Annotated in this window: 4 protein-coding genes; 1 reads left to right on the plus strand and 3 read right to left on the minus strand. The window is 36.1% G+C overall.

The window, feature by feature from the left end:
• From IDG60_RS08955 to mupG, 3 genes are all read right to left on the minus strand, one after another.
• Positions 1-80 (minus strand): PTS transporter subunit EIIB (locus tag IDG60_RS08955; RefSeq protein ID WP_142302078.1); only part of this gene is annotated, 80 nt, incomplete at its 3' end.
• A gap of 11 nt (positions 81-91) precedes the next feature.
• Positions 92-988 (minus strand): N-acetylmuramic acid 6-phosphate etherase, encoded by an 897-nt coding sequence (gene murQ, locus IDG60_RS08960; protein WP_000432017.1) that lies wholly within the window; start codon positions 986-988, stop codon positions 92-94.
• Positions 988-2,043, minus strand: coding sequence for a 6-phospho-N-acetylmuramidase (gene mupG / locus IDG60_RS08965; protein WP_000145577.1), 1,056 nt, complete (start codon positions 2,041-2,043; stop codon positions 988-990). Before mupG ends, murQ begins: the two co-directional genes overlap by 1 nt.
• 584 nt (positions 2,044-2,627) lie before the next feature.
• On the opposite strand from mupG, the gene IDG60_RS08970 reads away from it, so the two are divergent.
• Positions 2,628-3,595 (plus strand): PTS transporter subunit EIIC (locus tag IDG60_RS08970; RefSeq protein WP_206160629.1); only part of this gene is annotated, 968 nt, incomplete at its 3' end.

The following is a 3,595-nucleotide window of genomic DNA, read 5'->3' on the forward strand; positions in this document are numbered from 1 at the left end:
CAGTTCATGACACTATCTATATTATCCATACCACCTACTGCAGCAATAATTCGTTCTGCAAGTTGTTGTTCTTTGGTCATTTAAATCCCTCCTAAGGTTGTCTATCTCTGATTGCTCGTTTAACAATGTCACCATTGTTTAATAACCGTCTTGTTGCTTCTTCCTTAGAAATGCCACACATACCCATAACTGTCGCAACTTTCACATCATGCTCAGATACCTGATATAACGCCATTGCTTCATCATATGTGATAGCACATATTTCTTGAATAATACGCACTGAACGGTCGATCAGTTTTTGATTGGTTGCTTTAACATCAATCATGAGGTTATCGTAAACTTTTCCGACACCAACCATTGTGATGGTTGAAATCATATTTAAAATTAACTTTTGTGCTGTACCAGACTTTAAACGTGTTGAACCAGTTAATACTTCTGGACCAACTTTAACTTCTACTGGATACTGCGCAATTTCACTTATAACTGCATGTTCATTGCATGAAATAGATACTGTTGTAGCACCGATTGTGTTAGCAAATGTTAAACCGCCTATAACATATGGCGTTTTGCCACTCGCGGCAATTCCTATAACGACATCTTTTGATGTTAAATCTATATTTTTCAAATCTTCTTCCGCTAATTTTTTGTGATCTTCCGCACCTTCTACAGCCATCGTCATAGCATGTTGTCCACCAGCAATAATACCTATAATTTCATGAGGGTCAGTATTGAATGTAGGTACACACTCCGCTGCATCTAAGACACCCAATCTTCCACTTGTACCTGCACCGATATAGATCAATCGTCCACCCTTTTTATACTGTGCAATTGTTTTTTTTATTACTTTTGTCAATTGTGGTATTGCCTTTCGAACTGCTAACGGGACTTGCTGATCTTCTTTATTCATCGTAATTAAAGCCTCTTCCACAGTCATTTCATCAAGATGCATCGTCGCTTCATTACGCGCTTCGGTCGTACTATTTTCCATCACTTCTTACACTCCCTAGTTTTTTGAAAATCAAATGTATCATTCGGCTCGATACAACTTAACAGTGGTAAGTCTTCTTTAATAATTTGTGCAACAACATTCACATTGTCATGTGCACTAAGCGTTTGTCTCACAATTTGCATTTCGCCTTGATAACGTCCGTTATTCAAATTATCAACGGTTACTGAACCAATGCGTCGTTGCGTCGTAAACTGTGGTTGAATCGAATGTGGACATATTTGTCTTGACGTTTCCGAACGAATGACATTTTCCGGATTATCCGGGCGTACTTTATGACACATATCGAAAAGGTAAGTCACTGTCGTATCAAACACTTCTTCAATACATAACGTGAAATGCCTATGCTTGCAAAAATCTATAAGTTGTTTTGCCTGCCTCATTTCAATCAATGAGTCTCCAACTAACACTTCAGATACACCAGTTTCTTGTAATAATTTAGCTGCAACGACAGGATGACTATGTCTCGTTGCTTCAATTGTTGGCAAGCCTTTATGCAAAGGACCTCGCAAACCACTCCCTACAATAAAACCATATATTTGTGCCTTTGGATTAAATTGATAAATGAGTTCATTTTTCTTATTGACCAAGTCAACAGATAATCCCGTATCTGGTCTTGGATAATAGTTATGACAAAATGAAAGTAATGTAAAATCATTCAATTGTTGATGTAAGCTTGTTAACAATTCCCGGGAAATAATACTTGCATTCAAACAGCACTTTAAACCCTGTGCCATTATCGCTTCGATTGCCTCAATTGATGTACTATGATCGATACGAATCATAAATTGTGCATCATATTGTCGAAGATGCTCATAAAAAGATGGTGTTAAAATAGATGGATTAGCATCTATGAGGTAAGTCACTTGTTCATATTTTAATAAATTGAGTAGTTTTGTGAAATAATGATATTTTGTCTCGTCATCTTCTTCTGGTATTTGTACAGATGTAAAAATCATTTGGTAACCTTGTTTAATCATTCGCTTAATATACGCTTCATCTAAAGGTTGTCCTAAATACACTGAAAAGCCTGTCAAAGTAGCCCTCCTTAACAATATAATTATTAGGAAAATATAGTTGAGTTGTGTAATCGCTTACATTTTACTATAAGAGAAAACACATTACAATATTAATCAGTTAAAGCCTGTTCATTGTAATAATCTTACATATTTCTGTCACAAGTTAATTATTACACCATCAAAGATTATCCTTTCTTTTAAGTGCTGATAATAGCTGCTACTGCTGGATTATTACAACAACTTTTATACATTTTATTCAGGATTATCTTATATTATGTTTTAATAATAATCTGTGAACATTTAAGAGATTTGAAATTGAATTTAATAATTGTATTGAAAACGCATACTTCACCATGCTAAAATAGGAGTCGCAAACAAATAAGATTCAATAAGATGTGATGGTAAGCTAGATAAACTAACGTATCAGTTTTATATACTACTTAGTCAATTGCTTCTTTTACATTAATTACATACACCAACGTGTTACTAAGTAAGATTAGGCATGAGTTAAATTAAGCTGTGATGGTTACCAACACAGTCTATTTGCTCGTGTCTTTTTTATTGAATCTTAAATATTACATACAACTTTGGAGGTTGGACAAGTGAGGAAGAAACTTTTCGGTCAATTGCAACGTATTGGTAAAGCGCTAATGTTACCTGTTGCAATTTTACCAGCAGCGGGTCTGTTATTAGCTATCGGTACAGCTATACAAGGCGAAGCATTACAACACTACTTGCCGTTTATACAAAATGGTGGCGTTCAAAATGTCGCTAAATTAATGACAGCTGCCGGTAGTATTATTTTTGAAAACTTACCTATGATTTTCGCATTAGGTGTCGCAATCGGATTAGCTGGCGGTGATGGCGTAGCAGCTATCGCAGCATTCGTCGGTTACATAATCATGAACAAAACAATGGGCGACTTTTTACAAGTTACACCTAAAAATGTTACTGATCCAGCGAGTGGTTACGCTAGCATTTTAGGTATTCCAACATTACAAACAGGTGTGTTCGGCGGTATTATTATCGGGGCCCTGGCAGCTTGGTGTTATAACAAGTTCTATAACATTAACTTACCATCTTATTTAGGTTTCTTCGCTGGTAAGCGTTTCGTACCTATTATGATGGCTACAACATCATTTATTTTAGCATTCCCAATGGCATTAATTTGGCCAACGATTCAATCAGGATTAAATGCATTCAGTACAGGATTATTAGATTCAAATACTGGTGTTGCCGTATTCTTATTTGGTTTCATCAAGCGTTTATTAATTCCATTCGGTCTACATCACATTTTCCACGCACCGTTCTGGTTCGAGTTTGGTTCATGGAAAAATGCAGCTGGTGAAATTATTCACGGTGACCAACGTATCTTTATCGAACAAATTCGTGAAGGCGCACATTTGACAGCTGGTAAATTCATGCAAGGTGAATTCCCTGTTATGATGTTCGGTTTACCTGCAGCAGCTTTAGCAATTTATCACACAGCTAAACCTGAAAATAAGAAAGTAGTAGCAGGTTTAATGGGTTCTGCTGCTTTAACATCATTCTTAACTGGTATTACAGAACC

It is taken from the genome of Staphylococcus sp. EG-SA-2 (assembly GCF_017152085.1).